Raw genomic sequence first — 25,364 nt, 5'->3', positions numbered from 1 at the left:
ATTGCCTGAACCTTCAATCCGCATGCCTTGATGCGAGGACATATAGACAATTAGCCGCAGCCCTCAGCACTCCTCCAAATGCTTCAAGCCAACGCTTCCGACAGCTATTTTTTGTCGGAAGATGAAGGAAGCTCTTTACTGTCCTGCGTTTGATCACGATGAATCACTGCGCGGCTCAGCAACATGAGCGTTACCGGCGTTGTGATGACCACAAAGACGGCAATCAACACTTCATGCAGAATCGGCTTGGATTGCAAGATGGAGAAAAACAGGACCGAAGCAATCAGGATTCCACCGGCACCGAAGGACGAACCAATCGTTGGCGTATGAATGCGTTCATAAAAACTCTTCAAACGAACCAATCCGATGCAGCCGACAAGCGTCAGAAAGGCACCGCCAACAAGAAAGAACGAAACAATGATAGCGGCCCAGACGGGCAGATCAGCAGCTCCGATCATTCGATCACCTCCCCGCGCATCAGGAATTTGGCAAGTGCAACTGTTGCAACAAAACCGAGCAGCGAAATGATAAGGGCTGCTTCATAATAAATGACGCTGCCGGTGCGCATGCCAAATGTAAGCAAAAGTAGCAGTGCATTGAGATATAGAGCATCTGTTGCCAGCACACGGTCTTGCGCGCGTGGCCCTATAAGCAAACGATAAACAACACAACCCATCGCAGCAACCAGCATGACCTGAGCTGCCAGCAGTGACCAGAAAAGAATAACTGCACTCATGCTGACTGCTCCTCTTTCACCACATCCGTCGCGCCAAATATACGAATAAGCGGTTGTTCGTAGCGCTGCTTGATCTTGGCACGCCAGCTTTTTGCATCGTCAAGATCAAGCACATGAATCGTCAGCACTTTTCGCGCAACGTTATAGTCTACCCATGCTGTTCCGGGTGCTGCGGTAATAATACAAGCAAGCACGGCCAATGCAGACCGGTTTTCCAGTTCCAACGGTATGACCACAAAGCCAGGATGGTGCGCTTTTCTGGGCGACAGGATCAATTTTACAACCGATAAATTCGACATCATAATATCGATGCTGACAACGCAGAACAACCATATCATCGTTGGGAGCGAGCGCAGATGGTTTTTTTGCGGCTGCAAAGCAGTCATCGCATAACAGGCCAACAATGATATCACGATGCCCAATAAGAATTGCGCCCGCGTGAAACCATTCAATAAAAGCCAGAACAGGATGAGAGAGACGAAAAGAAGCGGGTAAGGCAGTATTTTTCTCATTTTACCTCCACCGTTTCTCCACCCACACGCGGCGCATTCAAAACACTATTGATGTAGTCCTTTGGACTATGCAGCGAGCGCGCCGTTGCATCCATATATTGCATCGCCGGACCGGCTGCGATTGTAAGCGCCAGACAGACGCCTAGAAGACCGGCTATCGGCACCACTTCACGTACCAACACACGCGGCACATTTCCTTCAAGTGAGGCCCAGAATGTACGTATTCCTGTGCGCGTCATGGCAATAAGTGCCGAAAGGCCCGAAAGCAGAATAAGCGCAATCAGCGCCCAGCTTGCAGGGCTCACAGGCATAGCGAGCGTCGGGGCCGCGCCGTCTCCATTGAATATGGCAGCAAGAATAAGGAATTTTGCGATAAAGCCGGAGAATGGCGGCAAACCAATCAACAAAATCGCAACAATGGCAAAACATGTGCCCAGAATAGCAAGGGTGGCGGGTAGAACAACGCCGACTTCCTCTTCCTCTTCTTCTTCCTCATCGTCACCATAGGCTTCAATCGTGACGGCAAGAACATTTGCTGCCGCATCCTGCCCCCGTTCTACGAGCTCTATCAGCAAAAAGAAGGCTGCAATCGTCAGTGTAGAACTGACCATGTAGAAGAGCGCGGCCCCCGTCATCGCCGTATTACCGCTGCCGATTGCTGCAAGAAGAGTGCCTGATGATACCAGAATACTATAGCTCGCCAGACGCCCCATGGCCTGTGAAGCCACCACGCCAATCAGCCCAAAAGCCAGCGTGACCATACCGCCATAATAAAGCCAATCATTGCCAAAACCATAGGATTCACCGGCACCGATACCGAACATCAATGGCGATAAGCGCAGCAGCACGTAAATGCCGACTTTACTCATGATGGCAAAGATCGCAGCAATCGGAGCCGCCGCTGCCGTATAGGTTGGCACCAGCCAGAAATTAAGCGGCCACATGCCAGCTTTCACCAGAAAGGCGACAGCGAGAACAGCGGCACCCGCTTCGAGTAACATGCGATCTTCGGCTGCAACCTGTGAAATTTTTTGCGCCAGATCCGCCATATTGAGCGTCCCTGTTACACCGTAAATCAGGCTGACACCGATCAGGAACAGTGACGATGCGACAAGATTGACGGCGATATAATGCATGCCTGCCTTGACACGTGCAGGGCCAGAGCCATGCAGCGCCAAACCATAAGATGCAGCCAGCATGACTTCAAAAAAGACGAAAAGATTGAACAGATCACCCGTCAAAAACGCGCCATTCAGCCCCATCAACAAAAGCTGGAAGATCGTATGAAAATTCGGGCTCGCCTTGTGCCAATGCGCCAATGCAAAGCTCAATGCAGCCAGCGCCAGCACGCTGGTCAGCATCAGCATAAGCGCCGAAAGTCTGTCCAAAACCAGCACAATCCCAAAGGGCGCAGGCCAATTGCCAATCAGATAAACCTCTGCCGCGGGCGCTTTTTCGCTCGCAACCCCCAAAAGCGTAAAAGCAATATAGATCAGGCCGATGATGGAGACTGTATTGATCACCATCTTCAATTTGCGCTTGCGTTCATCAAACAGCAGCAGCAATGCGGCCGTGACAAGCGGCAGGAGAATGGGCGCCACGATGAGGTGTGATTTCCAATCCATCATCTCTTCTCCTTGCCGTCGACATGATCGGTGCGTGTCAGTCCGCGCGAAGCGAGCAACACGACAAGGAAAAGCGCAGTCATTGCAAAGCCGATAACGATAGCAGTCAATACGAGTGCCTGTGGCACGGGGTCGGTATATTGCGCGGCCTGAACATTGATGCCGGTATCAAGCACCGGCGGCGCATTGGTGCGCAGGCGCCCCATCGAAAAGATAAACAGATTGACCGCATAAGAGACAAGCGCCAGACCAATGGCAACCTGAAACGTGCGCGGACGCAGGATCAGCCACACGCCAGATGACATCAATACGCCAATTGCTATAGCGAGAACGAGTTCCATCAGTTCTCCTCCTTCGCAGCGGCAAGTTTTTCGACGCGGTGTTTACGGATCGACTGATGCGCGAGCGCAATCAACATAAGAACGGTGGCACCCACGACCAGTGCGAAAACGCCAATATCAAACAGAAGCGCACTTGCGACAGGCATTTTTCCGACATGCGGTATATCTGCATACTGGAAGAATGTTGTCAGGAACGGATAGCCAAACAACCACGCGCCTGCTCCGGTGGCCGCTGCAATCAGCAAACCAAAACCGATCCATCGAACGGGCAGGATACGCAAATGATCTTCGACCCAGCGCGTACCAGCCGCCAGATATTGCAGAATGAACGCAATTGCTAACGTAATACCGGCTGCAAACCCACCACCCGGCAGGTCGTGCCCCCGCAGGATCAGATGCACCGCAAGAACGATAATGACTGGGAACAGCCATTTCATGACAACAGACGGCACAGCCAGATAATCGGTCAGGGTTTCCCCTTTTTCACGATCATCCATTGCCTCATCATAAGCATCTTGAATCTTCTGCTGAGCTGTTGAACCGGTGCTGTCCGGTGCCGGACGGAAACGTCGCAGCAGCGCAAAGACCGTCAACCCAACAATGCCGAGAACCGCAATTTCACCAAACGTATCAAATGCACGGAAATCGACCAGAGTGACGTTTACGACATTCTTACCGCCGCCGCCCGAATAGGCATTTTCCAGGAAGTAATCTCCAATACCTTTCGGTGATGGACGCGTCATCATCGCATAAGAGACAATGAACACACCAATGCCTGCTCCAATCGCCAGCGCGAAGTCGCGATAGCGCCGAATTCTCGGCCCGAATTTAACAGGAACCGGGTCTGGATCTTCCCAGCGCTTGGGCAGCCAGCGCAAGCCAAGCAGAAGCAGCACAGTCGTAACAATTTCGACCAGCAACTGTGTCACGGCAAGATCAGGAGCAGACAGCCACACGAATGTAATACAAGTGATAAGGCCTGCACCGCCGAGCAATATAAGCGCCGCAAGGCGATGATATTTAGCCTGATAGGCTGCGCCAATGGCACAGGCACCGCCCAAAATCCAAAGACCAGCAAAAATCGGGTCAACAGGCTGTACGCCCATCACCCCCACGTGAATTCCGTCTTCGAAGAGCGGCCACGCTGCGGCAACGATCGCAAAGACAACAACAAGGCGAAGCTGTGGCTGAAGTCTGCGTGTACTGAATAGGTTTTCGGCCTTGCGCGCCCAGTTCCACGACACCGTCACCAGCACGCGTTCAAAAATACGCTGCCCTTGCAAGTGGCGGAAGAACGGCGGTCCGTCCTCGCTTGTCGCAAGATAATTTTTGAGCGCCCAGAACAGAATGATCCCGCCAATCATAGCAACAATACTCATCATCAGCGGCAAATTGAAACCATGCCAGACCGAAAGACTATATTGTGGTGTCGCATCACCCAGCACGGATACCACAGCAGCATGCAGGAAGGAGCCGATTGCGATATTTGGAATGATGCCAATAACCAGGCAGAGCAGAACCAGAAGTTCAATCGGACGGCGCATCCAGTGCGGCGGCTCATGCGGCGTTTTTGGCAGATCATGCGGCGGTGGACCAAAGAAGGTCGAGTAAATAAACCGAACCGAATAGGCGACCGTGAATATGCCTGCAAGCGTGGCAATATAAGGCGTCACCGTATCAAGCGCCGATGCCATATGCGTTTCAACCGCTTCGGCAAAGAACATCTCTTTGGACAGAAACCCATTAAGCAGCGGAACGCCCGCCATGGATGCACTTGCGACCATCGCAAGTGTGGCGGTATATGGCATAGCGCGCGCCAGGCCGCTTAGCTTGCGCATGTCCCGCGTGCCGGTTTCATGATCGATAATGCCAGCAGCCATAAAAAGCGATGCTTTGAAGATCGCGTGATTGACCATATGGAAAATGGCAGCAACGGCGGCAAGCGGACTGCCAAGGCTCAGCAGTGCTGTGACAAGCCCAAGATTGCTGATGGTTGAATAGGCCAGCAAGCCTTTAAGGTCCTGCTGAAACACAGCAAAGAAGCTACCGATGAGCAGCGTTGTGAGGCCCGCGAGGCCCAAAATCCAGAACCATTCCTCGGTGCCGGCAAAGACCGGCCAAAGACGCGCAAGCAGGAACACGCCCGCTTTGACCATGGTTGCGGAATGCAGATAGGCTGACACGGGTGTCGGGGCCGCCATTGCATTGGGCAGCCAGAAATGAAACGGAAACTGGGCTGATTTGGTGAATGCGGCCATCAGAATGAGAAGGAGCGTCACCGTATAAAGCGGATGGGAACGAACCACATTCCCCGCCTCAAGAACTTTATCAAGATCGTAGCTGCCAACGATATGACCAAGCAGCAAAACGCCTGCAAGCAGACAAAAACCGCCGATACCTGTCACGGTCAAGGCCATACGTGCACCATCACGCGCACTGGCATTGTGATACCAGTAGCCAATGAGCAGGAAGGAGAAAATGCTGGTCAGTTCCCAGAACACGGCGAGCAGCACAATATTGCCCGACAGAACAACACCGAGCATCGCCCCCATGAACGAAAGCAGAAAAGAGAAAAAGCGCGGAACCGGATCCTCCGGCGACATATAATAACGCGCATAGATCACCACGAGCAAACCAATGCCGGTGATCAGCATCGCGAAAAGCCACGCAAAGCCATCCATACGGAAGGTTATGTTGAGGCCGTAATTCGGCAGCCAATCGATCGAGCCGCGAACAACGCCACCATTCGATACGATGGGATAAAGACTCGCTGTGATGACGAAGGCGACAAGCGCAATTGCAGCCGTAAACCATGCTGAGCCGCTGCGATCAACCCCCCGAAACAGACCTGTTATAGCGCTGCCAAGAAATGGAAGAAGGACCAGCAAAAAGAGCATCCTGCCGTCCATCGTCATGCGCCACTGGCCTCCATTCCGCAATCAAGGTTGATCCAAAGCAGGCACTGCTTATGCAAAAAGCAACAGGAACGCTCTGGTGAGTTTAAGATAGGAATCATATATTCCGATGTCATTATTATGACCGGCTAGCACTTATTATGGCAATAGCTTTCAATGGCTTATCGCGATATTTTGAATCATTTTATTCTGCGAAAGACCGATAAATGGGGCTTATTCGGCGCGGTTATCCATACAAGAACTCTTTATTGGGCATATTGACGCGTATTTTCTGCAACCGATAATGGGGCTAATAATTCTGTCGCCCAGGTAAAAAAGCCACTCCTAATTATCCAAAAGAGTTTTCGCGAGCTTTTCTGTCTGAACGCGAATATCTGGAACTGCCGTCACCTCCCAAAAAATCCCCTTCGTCACCGGCCCGACAGCGAAGATTGATCCTGAAGGCTCTCCGTGGGCGTTTAATACCTGTAGATCAGCTGCCACATCCAGACCAAGATCAAGAGCATCGGGCTTCGCAAAACCACCTTCCAATAGGCTGATCAGCGCCGGGTTGCGCGTCGTGGAAAATCGGGGGCTCCCACCACGGCAATCAATGATTGCTTGCACGTCAAGTTCATCAACGAGATTACTGTGCCTTTTGCGATAGTGAATGGCGATATGCGCGCCCTTGCTCTTCACAGAAGCTAAATGCGCGGCGGTGACCGTGAGTTGTCCTGACCGCTCGGCTGCTTTGATGCGTTCATCAATCGCCGGTGCCATACGATGGCGATGCACATCCCACCATGGCCGCAAGTGACGCAGAAAGCTCTGACGCTGCCGGAGTGGCAATCGACTCCAGATGGCTTTTGTATGAGGCCGCAGCCCATCAATCACGCTGCGCCATCCTTTGCCTTCCTTCTCCTGTTGTTTGATCAGCTTGCGAACACAATGAAGAAGTTCGGGCAATCCATCGGCAATCCGCAGTTGATCCGCTTCAATTGTCAGTGCCTCGGATGGTTCATGCCGTGCCGGAAGTAAACCACGCCGTGAAATCGCATGAATGTTACCCTTATGCCCTCTATCAAGCAGCGAAATGACACTGTCCACCATGGACAGGCCCGTGCCTAAAATTGCCACGGAACTATCGGGGGAAATGTCAAAATAGCCGTTGCTCGACCAATATTCCGTTACAAGATTTCCGGGCGTCGAAATTGCTGCTTCATTGCCTGTTGCCACAATAACAGCATCTGCAATGAAGTTTTGCCCGGCAGAAGTCGTTAATTTGGGGCGCAATCTTTCAAATGCTACGCTTGCAACCTCAGCATGCTCGATAAAAAGGCGGCGGGGCGTGCTTTCGAGATATGGCTTTAGCAAATCATTGAGGTAGAGCCGATACAGACAGCGCGGCGCAAAGGATTGAGCCTGCCAATTGCCAGCCTTTGCAGCCTTCGCATTGGTTTGAAGCCAGTTTAAGAAATGGTTCGAGTCATCTGGAAAAGCGCTCATATTGCTGGCGCGGACATTTAAGAGGTGATTGGGGTTAAGCGTGGAATATGCGACCCCTGCTCCGATGTCGCCCGAACGCTCGAAAATGCGAACCGTTGTCTCCGCTGATCGTACAAGCAATTGCGCGGCCATGAGAACGCCGCTTGCACCACCGCCGATTATAATAAATGACTTCAAACGAATATTACCTCCCTGCCCTGCCGTCTTTCAGGCACCCGCCGGTCTGGCTGAACATTTCCAACGACGTCTCAAACTCCTACAAATTTTGTCAGATTCGCACAAAAACAAAAGAGAAACCTCTTTTGACAACGGTTTGATTGAAGAAGATGAAAACCTAACGCATAAAAATCTCACGTTAAAACATGCACTGTTTGCACGCATGTCTTTACCCCCAAACCGGTTTCCACTTTTGGGAGACATGCGTTGTTTGCACGCATGTCTTTACCCCCAAAACCGGTTTCCACTTTTGGGAGACTGCTTTTCGTTGACAGTGTGTTTCAGAATCGCGGGCTGGCTTCTTTTCCTGAAATCGCAATATCTTGCATCAGTTTTTCATATTTGCTGCATTAAGTTCGCAGAGCAGAATCAGTGCCTAAATAGGATAATGAAGATGAGCAATAGCTATATCGGCGCCCTCAAACAGCGTCGCACACAATATGCACTTGGCAAGGCCCTCCCACTTTCCAATGAAGCAACCGCTGAACTAATCAAAGAAGCGATCAAGCATTCCCCTTCATCCTTTAATTCACAGAGTTCTCGCGCTGTTATTCTTTTTGGCGCAGAGAGCGACAAGCTGTGGAATATCGCCAAGGAAGAACTCCGTAAAATCGTTCCTGCCGATTCATTTGGTGACACCGAAGCCAAGATCAACAGCTTCGCAGCTGGTGCAGGAACCGTTTTGTTCTTTGAAGATCAGGACGTTATTAAAGGCCTTCAGGAAAATTTTGCGCTTTATGCCGATAACTTCCCTATCTGGTCGGAACAGGCGAGCGGCATGGCGCAGCTTTCGGTCTGGTCTGCACTTGCAAATGAAAATATCGGTGCAAGCCTCCAGCATTATAATCCATTGATCGATGCAGAAGTTGCCAAGGTTTTTGGCGTTCCTTCATCCTGGAAGTTGCGTGCGCAAATGCCGTTTGGCTCCAATGAACAGGCCTTTGGCGACAAAGCATTTATGGACGACGCCGAACGCTTCAAAGTCTTTGGCTAAACAAAGCCAACAATAAGGAACGGCTGGAAAATTCCAGCCGTTTTTTATTTCTCGAAGCTGAAGGGTGGCAACTGCTCTAACGCTGATTTCAGTGCCTCTGACCAGCTTTCGGAAACTGTTTGATAATAGGGATCTGTCGCTTCAAAGCGCCTGTGTTCACCGGCGACCAGACTATTGGCTTCATAAATCTGCATATCCAGCGGCAAGCCGACGGACAGGTTGGCTTTGAGCGTTGAATCGAACGAAACCAGCAGCAGCTTCACCGTATCCTCAAAGCTCATTTCCTGCTGATAGGCACGCACCAGAATAGGTCGGCCATATTTATTTTCACCGATCTGGAAGAATGGCGTATCGTCCGAACTTTCGATAAAATTGCCTTCTGGATAAATATAGAACAGCCGCGGTTCTCCGCCCTTGATCTGACCACCCAGAATAAAGGATGCGCCAAAAGCGTCGGCATTCTGTCCACCCGTTGCTGAACTTTTAATGACTTCCTTGACAGTGTCACCGATCAGGCGTGCAACCTGAAACATCGACGGCGCATCGAACAGGGAGACGTGGCGATCTTCCGGCGCTTTCATGCGTTCTTCAAGAAGGCTTGCGACCGCTTGCGTTGTCGCCAGATTGCCAGCCGACAAAAGCACGATCACGCGATCGCCGGGCTTGGTCCAAACGCGCATTTTCGAGAATTTAGAAATATTATCAAGACCAGCATTCGTCCGCGTATCGGACATAAACACCAGGCCAAGGTCAATCTTTATTCCAACGCAATAGGTCATAGATAATTTCCGGCAGGCAGATTCAAAACTGAACCAATCACTGCCCTACATTAATATTGACTGCAAGACTTTCAATGGTTCCGCCAAGCCGAACCCCTGAAATTGGCGCAGCATCGCGATAATCAAGGCCAGTTGCTATCCGCACATAGCGGTCATTGGGACAAACATTGTTCGCCGCATCAAAGCCGATCCAGCCAAGACCGGCCACATGTGCCTCTGCCCATGCATGGCTTGCGGTCTGATCTTCGACCCCCTCCATGAGCAGATAGCCGGAAACATAACGCGCCGGAATGCCAAGAAGCCGAGCAGCAGACACAAAGATATGGCTGTGATCCTGACAAACCCCCTTGCCCGCCGCCAGCGCCGTTTCCGCATTTGTAAAAACGCTCGTCGTTCCCGGCATATAGGCCACTTCGTTATGAATGGTATTCATCATCTCGTGCAACAATGCCAATGGATCCTGCACAGTTGTCAGGCTGTTTGCCAGTGCACGAATACGTTCGCCGGGGCTGGTCAGGCGGGTTTCCCGCTCAAAGAGCCAAAGCGGCGCATAACCATAAACCGGCCCCAGCACACCAACACGGTCTTCCACCTCGACGCTGCCGCTGGCCGTGATGATGATTTCACTGATATTGCGATGGTGCTGCACCAGATCAACCTTGTTGCCAAAACCATCAATATAGGAAACTTCCGGCTCTCCGCCTTCGATTTTCAATTCCCAATGCTTGACCACCTGTCCGGGAAGCGTTGGTGGTCGCAAGCGCAGACGCTGAACAGCATAGGGCACCGGGTTTTCGTAGCGATAATGGGAAACGTGCTGAATATTGAGCAACAAGCGATCACCTCAATAGAAATTATAGGTTTCTGCGATCTCGTTGCCGAGCCGGTTATTCCGCGCGATAAATTCGGTCAGAAACTCATGCAATCCGATATCAAAAATTGCGCCAATTTCCTGATTTTGCAGCGTGGCGTATATTTCATCTCCTGTCTGATGACAAACAGCGCTATCGCCATAATCCTTCGCCAGATAATTGAGATGCCCATTGATGCTCTGGTAGCAATAATTAAGCGAGCGCGGCATACGGCCATTCAAGATCAGATAATCTGCAACATGCGCCGGGCGGTAATCGCCATCATAGACCCAGCGATACGACCTGTGCGCCGATACAGAACGCAAAATAGATTCCCACTGATAATTGTCGAGCGTTGTGCCGACATAGGAAACGGCTGGCAGTAGCACATAATATTTTACGTCGAGAATACGCGCTGTATTGTCTGCCCGCTCTATAAATGTCCCAAGGCCTGCAAAATCAAAGATTTCATTACGCAGCATCGTGCCGTGAAATGCACCGCGAATAAGCGCTGTCTCGCGTTTGATCTGATCCAGAAGCGGCGGCAGATCTGCTTCCTTCAGCGGTCTGCACAGTGATTTTTTGAGTACCATCCAGGCTTCATTGACGCTTTCCCATGCTTCTCGCGTCAATGCGGTTCGCACCATACGCCCATTGGAACGCGCCGTTTCAATGCATGACATGACACTGGATGGATTATCCATGTCGCGCAGCAGAAAGTCAGCCACGTTTGCGGCATTATAAGCATCATATTTTCGCGAAAATGTCTGGCTGGCACCTGCCGATACAATGACGGACGACCATTCTTCGGGTGCATCCGATGTCTTTGTGAGCGCCATTCGCAATCCCGCATCCACCAGCCGCGCCATATTTTCAGCACGCTCAATGTAGCGAAACATCCAGTAAAGACCATTTGCCGTACGGCCAAGAAGCATAAATATTCCCCTTCTCTGCACACCAGTCTTGTCGCTGGCTTATAGCGCAATGCTAATCTGCTCTGTAATTCAATCGTCGAGCACCCAAGTATCCTTTGTGCCACCGCCCTGACTGGAATTGACCACAAGTGATCCTTCTTTGAGCGCCACACGCGTCAACCCACCGGGCGTAATACGAATACGGTCTGAAACCAGAACGAATGGCCTGAGATCGACATGCCGCGGCGCAAGACCGCTTTCCGTAAAGATCGGCGTGGTGGAAAGCGCTAAAGTTGGCTGGGCAATGTAATTACGCGGGCGCGCCTTCAACTTTACTGCAAACGCATCGCGCTCCGCTTTGGTTGCAGCGGGGCCAACGAGCATGCCGTAACCGCCTGAACCATGCACTTCCTTAACAACGAGCTCGGCCAGATTGTCGAGCACATAGCTAAGACTATCCGGCTCTGAACAGCGCCATGTCGGTACATTTTCGAGGATTGCCTTACGGCCTGTGTAGAACTCAACGATTTCAGGCATATAGGAATAGATCGCCTTATCATCAGCAATACCCGTGCCCGGTGCGTTGGCGATAGTGATGTTTCCGGCACGATAAACATCCATAATGCCTGCAACGCCGAGCGTTGAGTCCGGCCGGAATGTAAGCGGGTCAAGAAAATCATCATCCACCCGGCGATAAAGCACATCAATCGCGCGGTAGCCTTTGGTTGTGCGCATGGCAACGCGTCCGTCGACAACGCGCAGATCGCTGCCTTCCACCAGTTCTACGCCCATTTGATCCGCAAGAAATGCGTGCTCGAAATAGGCAGAATTATAAATTCCCGGTGTAAGCACAGCCACCGTTGGCACGCCCTGCGTTCCGGGCGGTGCGACACTGGCCAGTGATTGCCGCAGCAATTGCGGATAATTCTCAACCGGACGAACCTTCACATTCTGAAACAGCTCAGGAAAAAGCTGCATCATGGTCTCGCGATTTTCCAGCATGTAAGAGACGCCGGACGGGGTACGGGCATTGTCTTCCAGCACGTAAAACTGATTTTCTGCCGTACGCACGATATCGACACCGATAATATGCGTATAAACATTGCCCGGCGGACGGAAACCAATCATCTCCGGCAAAAACGCCTCGTTGTTGACAATCAGGTCCTTGGGAATGCGCCCTGCCCGGACGATTTCCTGACGATGGTAAATATCATCGAGAAATGCATTCAGCGCCATCACGCGCTGTTCAATGCCTTGCGAAAGCCTTCGCCATTCCTGCCCGGAAATAATACGTGGAATAATGTCGAACGGGATCAGGCGCTCCGCTGCGTCCTCATCACCGTAAACTGCAAAAGTGATGCCAGTCTTGCGAAAGACGCTTTCTGCGTCCTGCGTTTTTTGCAGAAGTTTATGCTGATCCTGTTGGTCGAGCCACTGCTTGAGAAATTCGTAGGGTTGGCGGACATTCCCGCCATGATTGAGCATCTCATCAAATGGCTTCACTTACTTCCCCTTCTTTTTTGCTAATAGTCAGCTTCAAATCAGGGAAATGCAAGTGTGCAAACCATACAAAAGTGCAAAGCTGGGTTGCGCAATTTCGTCGCGACAATCGCCCAGCCATCGTTTCTAATTACGCCAAATGGTCATTTCAGCCTGGGCGAAACGCTTTGACAAAGGCAGGATCTGTATCGATACGGCCAGCACCAATAAGATCAAGACAATAAGGTACAGCCGGAAAAATAGCCTGCAAGGTCATTGCAATGGAGGCCGGCTTACCTGGCAAGTTGAGAATAAAGCTCTTGCCGCGACTGCCAGCAGTCTGCCGCGAAAGAATAGCGGTTGGGGTCTGCTCCAGACTTGCGCGACGCATCTGTTCGCCAAAGCCCGGCAATTCCTTATGCAATACCACCTGCATGGCTTCCGGCGTTTCATCGCGTGGGCTTGGACCGGTTCCACCTGTCGTCAAAATCAAATCGCATCCAACGGTGTCAGCAAGATCAATGAGTGTATCTCGTACGGATTCCATACCATCCGGGATGACGCGCCTGACGATCTCATAGGGTGTGACAATCGCGCTCTTCAGCCACAATTCAATGGCCGGACCACTAAGATCTTCATATTCGCCGCAACTTGCACGGTCAGAAACAGTAACGACGCCGATTTTCACTGTCACATCCTTTTCATTGCGCTTTTTCTTCGCTTATACCGATATCTCGCCAGCTTGTGAAGATTTCGGCATCAAACCATTGTGATGCAAAACTGGTATATTGAACGCCACACAAAATACTGTTGCTTTCCCAAGAAATTAGAGCTTCAATCACAATATTGATGGGGGGAGAACACCATGCCATTCAGAGGCGCTCAGTATCGAGGAACGTTCATGCCCGAGGACTTGCAAGTGATGCAAGCCGCTTACAACAAAAGCTGTGTCTTGCTGGAGCGTTGTCCGAAAACGCATATATCAAAAAATGATCTCGCACGTGAAGTCATCAAGACATTCGAAACAGGTGAATCCGATCCGGATAAAATTGCAAAAATCGCAGTGCAATTGGAATTAATGCGCCCTTAAGCGCAGTTACAGTATGTAAACGATCTATAGTTATGCTAATAAGCATTAGGATTTTCTAAAATCTAGCGTTAAAATGTAGTTCATTTTATGAAAATCGGTCAACCATGACCAAACAGCAATGAAGTAAGATGCCTTTTTCGAGAGATTATTTTTTCAAGCGTTTCAAGCCTCCTGAACTGGAACAGTTACAGGCGGCATATGTTGAAACGTGTCAACGCCTGGGGCGTTGTCCGATAACCTCTCCTCAGAAAGATGAAATGGCGCGCGAGATCATTCAGATTTACGAATGCGGTGTTTCAAATCCGCAGGTGATCGCTGATCTTATGATGCAGATCGAAAGTGTGAAGCCGAAGCCTTTCGCCGAACAGGTTCTCGTACAGAGTTTCGATGAACAGATAAAAATTGCCTGACGCAATCGAAAAAATGTGAGCTTCTGTATTCGGCCAAAGTGCTGACTTTAGCTTATTTTTAAATTTTCACCATAACCAATTGTTTTTATACGCATTATTTCAAAATGTGCGAGATAGCCTGCCATCATCTTTAAGACTTTTGTAAACTTTGGATTCAGCTTTATGCAGTAATCTTTAGTTAGCAATTAGCTTGAGGTGAGCGTTGCGGGTGTTGATTGATGGCATTTCTGCGATCGTGTCTGGCTGCAGAGTGCCTGAGTTTTGTGTACGGGTATCATGCGTTTTTCAGTTGTGTCAGCAATTGCCCTTGCCTGTACCGCTCTGGCGGGTTGCACGTCGAGTTCGGGCATCGAAAATCTGATGCCGCAACCTTCTGCCGAGCTTACCAGTTCTGTGATCAGGCCCTCGGCACCTGTAACCGAAACGGAAAGAGCGCCTCAGTCTATGCCTGCCGCACCGCAGGCAGAAGTTTTGGCTTGGGCCGGACCGGTACCCGATGCCGGTCCTTTCAAGGCCTCGCCTCCCGCCCCCGTAACTCCGCCACTGCAAAAAAGCATTGCAACGCCAATTTCCGTTCCAAAGCCGGATGTTGCAGCCTACCCGCCAGTGCGTCTTGCGCCCGCGCAACGCTTACGCGTTTACAGTCAGCGGTTTCGCGATGCAAAACCGATTAACTTCGGAAAAATCTCGCCACGCAAACATGCCGTGCATGGCGTGGATGTATCGCGTTGGCAGGGAGACATCGACTGGGCGACGCTGCGCAAGAACGGTGCAAACTTTGCCTATATCAAAGCGACAGATGGCGGTGATCACCTTGACCCGATGTTCAAAAAGAACTGGCGCGATGCAAAAGCTGCGGGATTGAAGCGCGGCGCATACCACTTCTTTTATTGGTGCCGCGTGGCAAGTCAGCAAGCTGACTGGTTTATTCGCAATGTGCCGGTTGATCCCGATGCATTGCCGCCAGTGATCGATGTGGAATGGAATGGCGACTCGTCATGCAAACGACGCCCATCGCCTGCGCAGGTGCGTGAAAAAATGCAGGTTTTCATGGATGCGCTCGAACGCCATTACGGCAAGCGTCCCGTGATCTATACCGCGCCTGATTTCTATGACGACAACCTCAAGGGCGCATTCACAGATTACCCATTCTGGCTACGCGCTGTCGCACAGCATCCCTCCAAGGTTTATCCGGGGCGTCGCTGGATTTTCTGGCAGTATTCGGGTTCAGGTCTGTCTCAGGGCGTCGATGGTAAGATTGACCTTAATGTCTTCCAAGGCAGTGAAGACCAGTGGCATCAATGGGTTCAACGTTTTGCCAGCTGATCCCTTTTCAGGGATCAGCTTCGTGCGCATCAGAATTTGCCGATATTTTCGAGATCATAAGGCGTTGACTGGTACATTTCATTGATCCAGTTGCCAAAAAGCAGATGTGCATGGCCGCGCCAGCAATTCTGCGGCTTCTTGCTGACATCGTCATTGGGAAAGTAATTGGCAGGCAGCGGTGTTTCCGGTTGAAGCTGAATGTCACGGAAATACTCATCGGCAAGCGATGTCGTGTCATATTCAACATGGTTGAACATGTGCAATGAACGATGCTTTGGATCTTCCAGCAGGCAAAGGCCGCTTTCCGGGCTATCGACGAGAACTTTTAGGCCGCTTTGTGGAGGAATGTCGTCCTTGCGCACTTCTGTCCAGCGGGAAACTGGAATCGCGAAGTCATCGGAAAACCCGCGAAGATAGGGTGAAGACGGCGCGAGATTCTGTTGGCTGAAGACACCGGATGCCTTGCTCTGCAGATCATATTTGCCCATACCATGAAAATGGTGGACGGCGGCCTGTGCTGCCCAGCAGATATTGAGCGTACGGTGGACATGAGTTTGCGTCCAATCGAAAACCCTCTGCATTTCATCCCAATAGGTCACATCTTCAAAGGGCATGCGCTCAACCGGCGCGCCTGTGATGACAAAGCCGTCAAAGCGCTGATTGCGGATATCTTCCCATGGCTGATAAAAAGAAAGCATATGATCCGCTGGAGTATGCCGCGCAACGTGATTGGTAATGCGAACAAGCGTCAGTTCCAGTTGCAGTGGCGTCGCCCCCAGCAGCCGTGCAATCTGTGTTTCCGTTGTGACCTTGTTCGGCATCAGATTGAGAAGGCCGATCTTCAGCGGCCTGATATCCTGACGCACAGCATCTGCCTCACGCATCACCATAACGCCCTCTGCTTCGAGAACACTGGTTGCAGGCAGATCATCAGGAATTTTTATAGGCATGCGTGTCAGTCCTTCGTTATGTCAAGGCAGACGCATGTGGCTTTGTCCGTATGTTTGCCGGTCGGCCACATCCTTCCTTTAAGGAAGTACCACCTTGCCCGGAAAGGCAGGTTGGCGTTGGGCGTCGCCCCAACTCTTGATGTGAGATAACTACTACTCAAAGAGTCGGGCGCTGGCAATAGGTCCGTTTGGAAGAGTTTTTATAAGGCGAGGCTGAAACTGAAAAAGTGGCCCTTTCCATGTTCAGACGCTTCTGTTGCAAGTGGAACAAGCGGGCAGTTCAGACGTTTCCCTATCAGATCGTTGATCTAACCTGTTTTGCTGGAAGCATAATCTTAGCGTCACTGGTTTGAGTGTCGTCGGATTATGCTCTTCCTCAAAGATGTGCTATTGTGGCAAAAAATGGGAGGGAAACATGAGCAATATTATATTCTGGATAGCCTTGGTTATTCTGCCGGTTCTGGCAGGAACGGCTTTTGCCTATTTCCGACATATGCGCCACGGAGATGACTTTTAGGTCATCCTGGCGAGGTAAAGCTGTGCCAAAAGTGGGAGCCAGCCCTGTGCGATAATCAGTAGGCTCTGGTTGATCAACCTGATAGCGTTCGTTTGCCAAGCGCAATGATCGTTAGATGAGTGCGAGTTTTTTCGCGCCAACTCAGGTGAATAACTGCAATGAGCGAAACGGATACCCCCCATATCCTCGTCGTTGGTGCAGGCTTTGGTGGCCTGCAATTAATCCATGATCTAAAAGGTGCAAATGTTCGCATTACGCTTGTCGATCAGCGTAATCATCACCTCTTTCAGCCTCTTTTGTATCAGGTCGCGACAACAATCCTTGCGACATCCGAAATTGCATGGCCAATTCGCCATCTTTTTCGCGATCGCAAAGATGTAACCACCCTGCTCGCCACTGTTGTCGATGTGGACACGTCCAACAAACAGGTGAAGCTCGAAGACGGCTCTACACTTGATTACGACACGCTCGTGCTCGCAACCGGCGCACGGCACGCTTATTTCGGCAATGATCGCTGGGAAAAGCTTGCCCCCGGTCTTAAGGCGCTGGAAGACGCTACGACCATTCGTCGTCGTCTTCTTTTGGCGTTTGAACGCGCCGAACGCGAGACAGACTTCGCAAAACGACGGGCATTGCTCACATTTTCTGTGGTGGGAGGAGGACCAACCGGCGTTGAATTGGCGGGTATTATTGGTGAACTGGCCAAACATACGATGTGGCCGGAATTTCGTAATATCGACACAAGGGAGGCGCGCATCCTGCTGATTGAAGCGGGTCCACGCATTCTGTCTGCATTTCCGGAAGATCTTTCATCTTACGCTCAAAATGCCTTGAAAAAGATTGGCGTTGAGGTGCGTCTTGGGATGCCGGTGAAAGAAATCACTGAAGATGGCGTAACTGTTGGCGATGAATTTATTCCCTGTAAAACGGCCATATGGGCAGCGGGTGTTGCAGCTTCGCCTGCCGCAGCCTGGCTTGGCGTTGAAAGCGACCGTGCAGGTCGCGCACGCGTTCTGGCCGATCTCACCGTTCCCGGCCATGAGGATGTGTTTGTGATCGGAGATACCGCCTGGGTCGAAGGGCAGGATGGAAAGCCGGTTCCCGGTATTGCACCGGCTGCCAAACAGCAGGGCGCTTATGTTGCTAAGGTCCTTCGCAGCCGTATATCAGGCCAAACCGCTCCGGCCCCCTTTCGCTATCGCCATCAGGGCAATCTTGCAACGATTGGCCGAGGTGCGGCCGTCGTCGACATGGGGCGGATCAAGCTGAAAGGCGCGCTGGCATGGTGGGTATGGGGCATTGCCCATATCTTTTTCCTGATTGGCACACGCAGCCGCGCGGCGGTTGCATGGAGCTGGCTGTGGACCTTTATATCGGGTCAACACAGTGCCCGCCTGATCACACAGGGCAAGGCTATCGAAGATAAAAAACAGAGCGCCCCCTGAAAAGGGTGAAACATTTTTAGACATATATGCGCGTTAAAACAAAGGATTAGCGTGACAATCTGATTCAATCAACTCAAAGCACCTTCAAAAAAACGGCCTGCTTTTCGCGGGCCGCTTTCATTTTATCTCTCTGAGAGAAAGCTTGTTATCTAGCCAGCCATGAAGCCTATTGCATCCTTGTGCCAGTAGCCTGCAACGAGTGTTTCTTCCCGGCTTTTTCCAAGCTTCTGGCGCCAATGTTGGCGAATGACTTTCGCCTGATCCGCCTCGCCCGCAAACCAGCCAAAGGTGTCAGGGCCTTTCGGCCACTCCGCTTCACACAGAGTTTTTGTGAGTGTTTCGGCAGCGCATTTCTGATCGGCATCAATAATCCACTCGACCGAAAACCCTTCTGGGTGAACGAGTTGCTGCACATCCTTTTCGCTATCGACTGCAATCACAACACGGCCTGTCACATCCGCTGAAAACTCTTCGAGCATCCGCCCGATTGCTGGCAAACCGGTTGCATCGGCACCCATAAGATAGCGGCTTGCATGGCGCAGAGGGCGGCCAACCGGCCCCATCAAACCAACCTGATCACCGGGCTTAACGTTTTTTGCCCATGTGCAGGCAAGCCCTTCAACGTCGTGGAGATAGAAATCGATCTCCAGCCAACCGGCTTCAATGTCAAGGTTGCGGACTGTGTACGCACGCGATGCGGGCTTGCGCGCCTCGTCAGGCCAGAATGGCAATCCATTTGGCCCCATGATCGGCCAAACGGGCTGCGGAACCTCGTTGGTGGGTAAAAGCAGACGGATATGCATCGCTCCAAACAATGCAAAACGCTTGAGATCTTCTCCCATGAGACGAAGCCGCAACATATGTGGCGTGAACAGATTGGACGAAAGCACGCGCATCAGGCGAAACTGCGGAAGAGCCTGCTCTCCCGCCCTATCGCCCAGCCAAATAATCTCCGGGGCCTCCGCCTTTGTGTAGAGTTCGATGGCAACCGCTGCGATATCTTTTAATCGATGCAGACCTGTATCGTCATCTGCATGCAGCGCGACGCTGTAGCCGTGCAATTTACTATCAATCTCAATCCGCCCAAAGGAGAACTCGAATATGTGGTTGTCGCCACTGTTATCATATTGCGCCTGGTAGGAATTCAGACGATCGATAATGTTCGGCAAATAGATGCCGCCATTTTGCAATCGAATGCTTGCATGGCTCAATAATGCGCGGGAAACTTCAGGAGATGGCTGTGACACGGGCTTTCTCAGTCAATTTTAAATAAGGAAAACTTTGTGCAAGAAAGGATTGAAAGCATGTCTGCTTTCAATCCGGAATATTAGCCGCCAATGCGGCCGGTGATGGCGATCTTAAAGGTTCTGCCTTTAGCCTGATCAATATCTGAGCTGGTGGCCCAGCCCGTTTGCGCGTCCGTGTAAGCCTTGTTGAAAAGATTATCGACGCCGAAATCAAGCTTCACATGATCGTTCACCTGCCAATTGGCGAATACATTCACCAGATCAACACGCGGATATACTTTCACGCCACCCGTCGTCAGAGCACGATTAACCTTGCCGACGCTTTCATATTCTACGCCGTAAACCAGCTTTTCTTCAAAAGCTTTCAGGCCCAGCGTTGCGCTGAAATTATTAAGCGGTGTATTGCTCAGACTATCCCCTTTGTAGATACCATCTTTCATCTCGGCGTCAGTATAAGACGCGGCAAGATTGACATATCCCCACCAGTTGTCATAGGTGCCTTCAAATTCTACGCCGCGCAGACGCGCTGTGCCAACATTCTCAGATGTCGTTACTTTGCCGTTCTTTACGGTATTGATGTAGTCTTTCACATCGGTATGGAAGAAATTCAGCTTGGCACGCACCTGATCACCAGCATCCAGAATGCCGTCCTGCCGAAGGTTGACACCGGCTTCGAAGGAAGTGGCGACTTCTGGCTTCAGCAACAGATTTGGCTCATAGCCAGAGCCATGCGCGCCATTTTGGCGGAACATGTCCTGCATATGCGGCACCCGATAGCCCTGCGAATAAAGGCCGTAAAACTGCACACCATCCCAAGGTGTTATGCCGACGCTTAGACGCGGCGAGAGACGATTGCCGTCAGCGCTGACGTCTTCCGACGGCAGCAGATTTGTTGCCTTCGTGGTGCCATCAAGCCGGTAGCCGTCATAACGCAGTGCACCGATCAGCTCCAGCCACTTCTGGTACTCACCCTGCCACTGAAGGACGCCGCCATAGGCCTGCTGATCGCCATTGCCAAAGTTATCCGTATCGGATTTGCCGCGCATCTTATAATAATCAACACCATAGGTGATCGTGTGTATCATGGCGTCAGTTTCAAATCGCGAGCTGTTATAAGCACGGAACCCGGCCGTCGACACATCATAATAACGCGTTTTGCCAATATTGGCTTTTGGCCAGATCTGGTACTGGTCGTTATCCGTATCGGTGTAATAAGCATTGACCGACAAGTTCCAGAACGGGTTGTCTTCCGGTTTGTAGGTATAATTGCCGGTGTAATTGCTCACAATTGTATCAGCGTCGTAGCGCGACAGAACTGCTGACGTCGATCCACTGCTGCCAGTCATGATATCGCTGTATTTCTGGCGTGAATAGCCAACCTTCAACTCATGCCCTTCGGCGGGACGGATTGTGACTTTACCCAAACCGCTCACGACACGCTCGCCCGTCCAGCGAACGACATCACCATCACCATTCTTATAAGCATCGCTGTCGCGATAATTCAGATTGCCAATCACGTCAAAATTTTCATGAAAGCGATAAGCACCGACAGTGCTGGTCATCCAGCCCTTGCCATTGCTTTCATAACGCAGTTTTTCACTCAGAGCCCATGTTTCATTGTCGCGAAGGAAATCACCGGCATCCTTCGTTTCAAAGGCAACCAGACCACCGATGCCACCGGAACCATATGCATTGGAAACAGGGCCACGAATGACTGTGACCTGCTTGAGCATTTCCGGTTCAATATAGAATGAACCGGAACCGTGGCCCACACGCCAATAGTCCTGACGAGCACCATCCAGCGTGACAGCAACACGGCCATATTCCTGAAGTCCACGAATATTAATAGAGGTTGCCGGATCGTCACCGTTTAGGGACGCATGAACGCCGGGGGTCGCCCTGAAAAGACCAGCCGCAGTCGTTGCCTGAATACGATCAATATCGCGCTGCGTTATAATGCTGGTCGATCCGATTGCATCTATGACAGCCTGGTTCTGAATCGTGGGTGAAATCGTGATCGTGTCGAGTTGCAACGCTTGCTCTGAGCGCTTTGCTTGATCTTCTGCCTTTTCGGCGGTGACTGTTTGTGCAAGAGCGGATCCCGCGCCCAACAGCATCAAAGAAAAAGCCCCACCAAGCGTTGTTGTCACGAGCAGATACCCCGTGTGTCCTGTTCTCAACAGCATTCCAAGCCCCATTCTGCAATTAACGGCATAATTAAGATGACAAAAAGACTCATATTAATTGCTGGCTATATTAATCATGATATTAAGAGTCAACTTTAACGGCCTGGAAATGACGAAATTTTTTATGGTTTTTTTCAGCAGCCGATCAGTCGAAAATAATCGATTTAAAACGAAGTATGATATCAGATAAAATCAGCCATTCTTCGGATATTCATTTCATTCGTTAACGCAATTTAAGACATTGGAAATAAACCAAGCGCCTCATCATCACCGCAACTTGTATTCCGGCGGAGCGCTTGCTGTGATCGGGTGATAATCATCCATTCTTTTCAGTAATTACTGAAAATTCACTGTGACAATTGAGGGGTTGCTTTTTAAAAACGACTGGTTATTTTCTTCTCCACTTGGAGGAGGAAAGAGCCGCCCCAGCGCGTTTATCGCTGCGGGGCGGTTTCTTATTTCAGCTATTCAAAAATGCATATCTGCCTTGCAGCATAATGCCTTGTAAGTCGTCAGCATCAACCCTATTTTCAGGTTGTTCAGTTTCACTCCTCCTCCCAGAAACTGAACATGAAGCGCGGCACTCCTCCTCCCAGTCGCGCTTACCAGATCCGCCCGTTGCACACTCCTCCTCCCAGTGCAGCGGGCGTTCTTGTTTTCAGCGTTGGAAAATTAGCGCGGCTTCGAGCGGCTTTCGATCCGATTGAATCAGATCGGCGCTCTAAATATTTGTTTTGACGCGCATCTTGGTCCGAAAGCTGTTTCACACTTTTTGGATAGTGCTCTAATCGAGTTTTGAGCTTGGCGTGAGCTGTTTGTTCTGCTCCTGCGCGAGAAGCGACCATGCTGCAATAAACATTGCGGCAATCATCGGACCAACAACGAACCCGTTAATTCCGACGAGAGAAATCCCGCCAATCGTTGAAATCAAAACGACAAAGTCCGGCATGCGTGTGCCCTTGCCCACCAGCGGCGGACGCAGCAAATTATCGATCAGCCCGATCACCAGAACACCGACAAAGACCAATATAAAGGTCTGGAACCACATTCCATTCACGGCAAACCAAATAGCAGCGGGCCCCCAGACGAGAGATGCGCCGACAACTGGCAGCAGCGAAAAAATTGTCATCAAAACGCCCCACAGCAATGCTGCTTCAATGCCGATCAACCAAAATGTGACACCGCCAATTGTGCCCTGAATAAGCGCAATGATGATATTCCCCTTAACCGTTGCACGAATAACAGCAGCAAATTTCTCGAGAAACTGATTTTTGTAATCTTCGCTCAGAGGGATCGCCTGGCGAATCTTTTCTCCAAGTTCCTCACCATCGCGAAACAAAAAGAAAAGCAGATAAATCATGATGCCGAAGCTGATAATGAACTGAAGCGTATTCTGCCCCAGGCTAACCAAACGACTTGCGAAAACCTGGCTGCCTTGCAGTATCCCGCCAGTAATGCGCGCGCGCCATTCCGCAAAAGTTCCCAGCTCAAAGCGTATCATCCACTCTTCCAAAGTGCCGGGCAAAGCTGCCAGAATACGTGTGAGATAGCTGTTGAGATCAAATTCACGCGTCGCCAGACGCTGGTAAAGGGTATTTCCCTCCTGAGCCAGCAATCCAAAAATGAATAGCGCTGGCAGGATGACCAGACAAAGGCACATCAGCACCGAAAGGAAAGCCGCCAGATTTTTGCGCCCACGCAACGAACGAAGCAATCGTTGTTGCACCGGGTAGAAAATAAGCGCGAGAATAACGCCCCAGAGCACCGCCGAATAATAAGGTATCAGCAGCCAGGCAAAGGCGACCGTCACCAATGCCAATAGGATATAAAAACTCGCACGCTGGACAGACATGATCACTCATTGATTATTACTATATTCGAAAACTGCCCTGATTTTCCTTGAAATTCAATAGCTCAGGGCAATTCCCTCAATAAGTTTCGCGCGGCGACATGTCAGCAATTCATTTACGAACGCGGCTGCACCCTCCGATTGTCAACCAAAAAAATTAATATTGTTGACAATCCGATGTATCTGGCGTTCAATTCCGCTCGCTGCGCCCCACCAAACGAGGGAGCAGTGACCAAACAAGGGGAATAGATATGTTTAACAGACGCGCAGTTTTAAAAACTGCGGCGCTCGGCGCCGTTTCACTTTTTGCGCTTATCTCAGCAAATGCCTCCCAAGCGGCTGATAAAGAACTCGAGATCGGCTTTGTGGGTGTTACAAGTGGTCCAGCAGCGGCATGGGGAACATCCAACGTTCGATCCATGCAGGTTCGTGCTGACTGGCTCAACGAACTGGGCGGCGTAAAGATCGGCGACGACAATTACAAAATTAAGATCGTAACCTTCGATGATCAGAAAGATCCGAAGCGCGCCATTGCTGGCATGGAGAAAATGGCGCAGGAAGGTGTCCATTATGTCGTCGGGCCAAATGTCGATGATGGCGCAGCCGCCGTGCGTCCGGTCGCCGAAGCCAAAGGGATCATCTATTTCCCTTATTCCTTCCCGAAAGAACTTTATACACCGCCGGCATCCAATGCCATTCTTGGCATGATTGCCAATTATCAGTCGGGTCCAGCTATCTATAAATACCTCAAGGAAAACAAGGGCGTTAAAACTGTCGCTTTTGTTGCCGCCAATGAATCCGACCCCTTGAGTCAGCGCGACAGCGGTATTGAAGCCGCCAAGGCACTCGGTCTGGACGTGGTTTCAACAAGCGATGCCTATCAGAACGATACGCGTGACTTCACGCCCGTGCTCACCCCGATCATTATGCAGAAACCAGACCTTCTGGTTCTTTCAGGTGTTGCTCCGGGAAATGCACCTCTCTTGATCCGCGCAGCACGCGAACTTGGTTATGAAGGCCTCATTTCCACGGAAACGGCGCAAGACGCAAAGGTTCTGGAGGAAGGTGCCGGAGAGCTCGCTAATGGCTTCATTTCTGTGGGCGGCGCGTCCACGCCGGAGATTGCATCGGATACCATGAAGGAATTCGTTGATCGTTATACAAAAGCTTATGGCGAGTATAATGATGAATCGAATACCAAGGTCTATGCACTTGAATACATTATCGAAACATTGAAGGCTAACCCTTCTGCAATCGATAACGTCGAAGAATTCAAGAAGACCGTCGACACATTCTCGGCACCCAACCCCTATGTAAAAGGCGACGATTCCAAGTTGAATTATGTTGGCACGACATCGTTCACACAGAAGCGCCAGCTGGGCATTCCGATGGTTGTCACCGAATATAAGGATGGCAAGTTCGAAACCTTATTCGTCGGACAGGTCGACTAAGCCTGAGACTGTGGGAAGCGGGTGCATGAAGCGCCCGCTTCTGCCT

The 25,364-nt window shown here is 50.9% G+C and carries 23 protein-coding genes and 1 riboswitch; of the genes, 6 read left to right on the top strand and 17 right to left on the bottom strand.

Translation table 11 applies throughout. The annotated features are described in order from the left end of the window. Nucleotides 1-104: 104 nt before the first annotated feature. The 7 genes from mnhG to OPR82_RS08310 form a co-directional block, all read right to left on the bottom strand. On the bottom strand, nt 105-458 hold the full coding sequence (gene mnhG / locus OPR82_RS08340; RefSeq protein ID WP_265984239.1) for a monovalent cation/H(+) antiporter subunit G: 354 nt from the start codon (nt 456-458) through the stop codon (nt 105-107). Further along, nucleotides 455-736 carry a K+/H+ antiporter subunit F gene (locus OPR82_RS08335; RefSeq protein WP_265984238.1) on the bottom strand — a complete coding sequence of 94 codons (282 nt, stop codon included), beginning with the start codon at nt 734-736 and terminating at the stop codon, nt 455-457. The genes mnhG and OPR82_RS08335 overlap by 4 nt, the downstream gene beginning before the upstream one ends. Next, the gene (locus OPR82_RS08330) at nt 733-1,248 is read right to left on the bottom strand and encodes a Na+/H+ antiporter subunit E (RefSeq protein WP_265984237.1); all 516 of its coding nucleotides are present in this window, start codon (nt 1,246-1,248) and stop codon (nt 733-735) included. Before OPR82_RS08330 ends, OPR82_RS08335 begins: the two co-directional genes overlap by 4 nt. Next, the gene (locus tag OPR82_RS08325; protein WP_265984483.1) at nt 1,245-2,873 is read right to left on the bottom strand and encodes a monovalent cation/H+ antiporter subunit D; all 1,629 of its coding nucleotides are present in this window, start codon (nt 2,871-2,873) and stop codon (nt 1,245-1,247) included. Before OPR82_RS08325 ends, OPR82_RS08330 begins: the two co-directional genes overlap by 4 nt. Next, nucleotides 2,873-3,214 carry a Na+/H+ antiporter subunit C gene (locus OPR82_RS08320; RefSeq protein ID WP_265984236.1) on the bottom strand — a complete coding sequence of 114 codons (342 nt, stop codon included), beginning with the start codon at nt 3,212-3,214 and terminating at the stop codon, nt 2,873-2,875. Before OPR82_RS08320 ends, OPR82_RS08325 begins: the two co-directional genes overlap by 1 nt. Next, nucleotides 3,214-6,129, bottom strand: a complete 2,916-nt coding sequence (locus OPR82_RS08315; protein WP_265984235.1) for a monovalent cation/H+ antiporter subunit A — start codon at nt 6,127-6,129, stop codon at nt 3,214-3,216. Before OPR82_RS08315 ends, OPR82_RS08320 begins: the two co-directional genes overlap by 1 nt. Before the next feature lie 324 nt (nt 6,130-6,453). Then, a complete protein-coding gene (locus OPR82_RS08310; RefSeq protein WP_265984234.1) occupies nt 6,454-7,791 on the bottom strand; it encodes an FAD/NAD(P)-binding protein in 1,338 nt (445 codons plus the stop codon). Nucleotides 7,792-8,224: 433 nt separating this feature from the next. Here OPR82_RS08310 and OPR82_RS08305 point away from each other — a divergent pair, with 433 nt between their 5' ends. Next, a complete protein-coding gene (locus tag OPR82_RS08305; RefSeq protein ID WP_265984233.1) occupies nt 8,225-8,824 on the top strand; it encodes a nitroreductase family protein in 600 nt (199 codons plus the stop codon). Between the two features lie 44 nt (nt 8,825-8,868). On the opposite strand, the gene OPR82_RS08300 is transcribed toward OPR82_RS08305, so the two are convergent. The 6 genes from OPR82_RS08300 to OPR82_RS08275 all read right to left on the bottom strand — a co-directional run bounded on the left by OPR82_RS08300 (nt 8,869) and on the right by OPR82_RS08275 (nt 13,719). Further along, complete coding sequence (locus OPR82_RS08300; RefSeq protein WP_265984232.1) at nt 8,869-9,603, bottom strand: proteasome-type protease; 735 nt, start codon at nt 9,601-9,603, stop codon at nt 8,869-8,871. Nucleotides 9,604-9,640: 37 nt separating this feature from the next. Further along, a complete protein-coding gene (locus OPR82_RS08295; RefSeq protein WP_265984231.1) occupies nt 9,641-10,438 on the bottom strand; it encodes a transglutaminase family protein in 798 nt (265 codons plus the stop codon). A gap of 9 nt (nt 10,439-10,447) precedes the next feature. Then, nucleotides 10,448-11,389 carry an alpha-E domain-containing protein gene (locus OPR82_RS08290; protein WP_265984230.1) on the bottom strand — a complete coding sequence of 314 codons (942 nt, stop codon included), beginning with the start codon at nt 11,387-11,389 and terminating at the stop codon, nt 10,448-10,450. Between the two features lie 69 nt (nt 11,390-11,458). Further along, entirely contained in the window at nt 11,459-12,871 is a 1,413-nt protein-coding gene (locus tag OPR82_RS08285) for a circularly permuted type 2 ATP-grasp protein (protein ID WP_265984229.1), read from the bottom strand. A gap of 145 nt (nt 12,872-13,016) precedes the next feature. Continuing rightward, nucleotides 13,017-13,535, bottom strand: a complete 519-nt coding sequence (gene mog / locus OPR82_RS08280) for a molybdopterin adenylyltransferase (RefSeq protein WP_265984481.1) — start codon at nt 13,533-13,535, stop codon at nt 13,017-13,019. A 13-nt stretch (nt 13,536-13,548) separates the two neighbouring features. Further along, complete coding sequence (locus tag OPR82_RS08275) at nt 13,549-13,719, bottom strand: hypothetical protein (RefSeq protein ID WP_265984228.1); 171 nt, start codon at nt 13,717-13,719, stop codon at nt 13,549-13,551. Nucleotides 13,720-13,748: 29 nt separating this feature from the next. On the opposite strand from OPR82_RS08275, the gene OPR82_RS08270 reads away from it, so the two are divergent. The 3 genes from OPR82_RS08270 (at nt 13,749) to OPR82_RS08260 (ending at nt 15,673) form a co-directional block, all read left to right on the top strand. Next, a complete protein-coding gene (locus OPR82_RS08270) occupies nt 13,749-13,937 on the top strand; it encodes a hypothetical protein (RefSeq protein WP_265984227.1) in 189 nt (62 codons plus the stop codon). Nucleotides 13,938-14,065: 128 nt separating this feature from the next. After that, nucleotides 14,066-14,347 (top strand): hypothetical protein, encoded by a 282-nt coding sequence (locus tag OPR82_RS08265; RefSeq protein ID WP_265984226.1) that lies wholly within the window; start codon nt 14,066-14,068, stop codon nt 14,345-14,347. Between the two features lie 276 nt (nt 14,348-14,623). Beyond that, nucleotides 14,624-15,673: a glycoside hydrolase family 25 protein gene (locus OPR82_RS08260; RefSeq protein WP_265984225.1), complete on the top strand. Its 1,050-nt coding sequence runs from the start codon at nt 14,624-14,626 to the stop codon at nt 15,671-15,673. Nucleotides 15,674-15,702: 29 nt separating this feature from the next. Here OPR82_RS08260 and OPR82_RS08255 read toward each other — a convergent pair whose 3' ends face one another. Next, nucleotides 15,703-16,623: a homoserine O-succinyltransferase gene (locus tag OPR82_RS08255; RefSeq protein WP_265984224.1), complete on the bottom strand. Its 921-nt coding sequence runs from the start codon at nt 16,621-16,623 to the stop codon at nt 15,703-15,705. Between the two features lie 40 nt (nt 16,624-16,663). Then, nucleotides 16,664-16,771: riboswitch (SAM-I-IV-variant riboswitch) on the bottom strand. A gap of 527 nt (nt 16,772-17,298) precedes the next feature. Here OPR82_RS08255 and OPR82_RS08250 point away from each other — a divergent pair. Further along, complete coding sequence (locus OPR82_RS08250) at nt 17,299-18,585, top strand: NAD(P)/FAD-dependent oxidoreductase (RefSeq protein ID WP_265984223.1); 1,287 nt, start codon at nt 17,299-17,301, stop codon at nt 18,583-18,585. A 149-nt stretch (nt 18,586-18,734) separates the two neighbouring features. Here the strand turns inward: OPR82_RS08250 and OPR82_RS08245 are convergent, their stop codons facing one another. The 3 genes from OPR82_RS08245 to OPR82_RS08235 all read right to left on the bottom strand — a co-directional run bounded on the left by OPR82_RS08245 (nt 18,735) and on the right by OPR82_RS08235 (nt 23,870). Next, nucleotides 18,735-19,832, bottom strand: a complete 1,098-nt coding sequence (locus tag OPR82_RS08245) for a siderophore-interacting protein (RefSeq protein ID WP_265984222.1) — start codon at nt 19,830-19,832, stop codon at nt 18,735-18,737. 80 nt (nt 19,833-19,912) lie between these two features. Next, complete coding sequence (locus tag OPR82_RS08240; RefSeq protein WP_265984221.1) at nt 19,913-22,018, bottom strand: TonB-dependent receptor domain-containing protein; 2,106 nt, start codon at nt 22,016-22,018, stop codon at nt 19,913-19,915. 784 nt (nt 22,019-22,802) lie between these two features. After that, entirely contained in the window at nt 22,803-23,870 is a 1,068-nt protein-coding gene (locus tag OPR82_RS08235) for an AI-2E family transporter (protein ID WP_265984220.1), read from the bottom strand. Nucleotides 23,871-24,118: 248 nt separating this feature from the next. On the opposite strand from OPR82_RS08235, the gene OPR82_RS08230 reads away from it, so the two are divergent. Next, nucleotides 24,119-25,318, top strand: coding sequence for an ABC transporter substrate-binding protein (locus tag OPR82_RS08230; RefSeq protein WP_265984219.1), 1,200 nt, complete (start codon nt 24,119-24,121; stop codon nt 25,316-25,318). Nucleotides 25,319-25,364: the final 46 nt, after the last annotated feature.

It is taken from the genome of Ochrobactrum chromiisoli (assembly GCF_026241335.1).
Lineage (GTDB): Bacteria > Pseudomonadota > Alphaproteobacteria > Rhizobiales > Rhizobiaceae > Brucella > Brucella chromiisoli.
This window is presented reverse-complemented; position numbering and strand designations above follow the sequence as displayed.

What these genes read in the sequence shown, in the direction of transcription:
- mnhG (WP_265984239.1), bottom strand. Translation starts at nt 458, where the DNA reads ATGATCGGAGCTGCTGATCTGCCCGTCTGGGCCGCTATCATTGTTTCG.
- OPR82_RS08335 (WP_265984238.1), bottom strand. Translation starts at nt 736, where the DNA reads ATGAGTGCAGTTATTCTTTTCTGGTCACTGCTGGCAGCTCAGGTCATG.
- OPR82_RS08330 (WP_265984237.1), bottom strand. Translation starts at nt 1,248, where the DNA reads ATGAGAAAAATACTGCCTTACCCGCTTCTTTTCGTCTCTCTCATCCTG.
- OPR82_RS08325 (WP_265984483.1), bottom strand. Translation starts at nt 2,873, where the DNA reads ATGGATTGGAAATCACACCTCATCGTGGCGCCCATTCTCCTGCCGCTT.
- OPR82_RS08320 (WP_265984236.1), bottom strand. Translation starts at nt 3,214, where the DNA reads ATGGAACTCGTTCTCGCTATAGCAATTGGCGTATTGATGTCATCTGGC.
- OPR82_RS08315 (WP_265984235.1), bottom strand. Translation starts at nt 6,129, where the DNA reads ATGACGATGGACGGCAGGATGCTCTTTTTGCTGGTCCTTCTTCCATTT.
- OPR82_RS08305 (WP_265984233.1), top strand. Translation starts at nt 8,225, where the DNA reads ATGAGCAATAGCTATATCGGCGCCCTCAAACAGCGTCGCACACAATAT.
- OPR82_RS08300 (WP_265984232.1), bottom strand. Translation starts at nt 9,603, where the DNA reads ATGACCTATTGCGTTGGAATAAAGATTGACCTTGGCCTGGTGTTTATG.
- OPR82_RS08290 (WP_265984230.1), bottom strand. Translation starts at nt 11,389, where the DNA reads ATGCTTCTTGGCCGTACGGCAAATGGTCTTTACTGGATGTTTCGCTAC.
- OPR82_RS08275 (WP_265984228.1), bottom strand. Translation starts at nt 13,719, where the DNA reads ATGGCATGGTGTTCTCCCCCCATCAATATTGTGATTGAAGCTCTAATT.
- OPR82_RS08270 (WP_265984227.1), top strand. Translation starts at nt 13,749, where the DNA reads ATGCCCGAGGACTTGCAAGTGATGCAAGCCGCTTACAACAAAAGCTGT.
- OPR82_RS08265 (WP_265984226.1), top strand. Translation starts at nt 14,066, where the DNA reads ATGCCTTTTTCGAGAGATTATTTTTTCAAGCGTTTCAAGCCTCCTGAA.
- OPR82_RS08260 (WP_265984225.1), top strand. Translation starts at nt 14,624, where the DNA reads ATGCGTTTTTCAGTTGTGTCAGCAATTGCCCTTGCCTGTACCGCTCTG.
- OPR82_RS08255 (WP_265984224.1), bottom strand. Translation starts at nt 16,623, where the DNA reads ATGCCTATAAAAATTCCTGATGATCTGCCTGCAACCAGTGTTCTCGAA.
- OPR82_RS08250 (WP_265984223.1), top strand. Translation starts at nt 17,299, where the DNA reads ATGAGCGAAACGGATACCCCCCATATCCTCGTCGTTGGTGCAGGCTTT.
- OPR82_RS08240 (WP_265984221.1), bottom strand. Translation starts at nt 22,018, where the DNA reads ATGCTGTTGAGAACAGGACACACGGGGTATCTGCTCGTGACAACAACG.
- OPR82_RS08235 (WP_265984220.1), bottom strand. Translation starts at nt 23,870, where the DNA reads ATGTCTGTCCAGCGTGCGAGTTTTTATATCCTATTGGCATTGGTGACG.
- OPR82_RS08230 (WP_265984219.1), top strand. Translation starts at nt 24,119, where the DNA reads ATGTTTAACAGACGCGCAGTTTTAAAAACTGCGGCGCTCGGCGCCGTT.